The organism is Mesorhizobium sp. M8A.F.Ca.ET.207.01.1.1 (assembly GCF_004794715.1).
Classification (GTDB): domain Bacteria; phylum Pseudomonadota; class Alphaproteobacteria; order Rhizobiales; family Rhizobiaceae; genus Mesorhizobium.
The window spans coordinates 1-288 of sequence record NZ_SRUS01000548.1 but is presented as its reverse complement, the minus strand read 5'-3'; the positions used below and the strand labels follow the sequence as shown (position 1 = coordinate 288).

The window sequence follows — 288 nt, the reverse complement described above, 5'->3', positions numbered from 1 at the left end:
TGCGCGCTGAAGCAGAACTACAGCGTGGTCGGCCGCGTGGTCGATGCCGGTGCAGGCGCCTACCGCGTCGAGTACGAACTGTGCGACGTGCCCAAGGGCGAGCGCCTGCTCGGCCTGGCAATGACCGCCCGTGGCAATGCCATGCGCGACGTTGCCCACCAGATGGCCGACGCCATCTACAGCTGGCTGGTGGCGCCGCGCATCTGCGCATCGCCGGTCAGCGTGGAGGCTTCCTTGGTCTTGGCGTCGTACTTGGTTTCGGTGTTGATGGCCGCCAGTGCGGCGTTG

General features: G+C 67.0%; 1 pseudogene. It reads left to right on the top strand.

The features are described from left to right. Positions 1–288: pseudogene (locus EN850_RS36980) on the top strand (hypothetical protein); the annotation flags it as partial.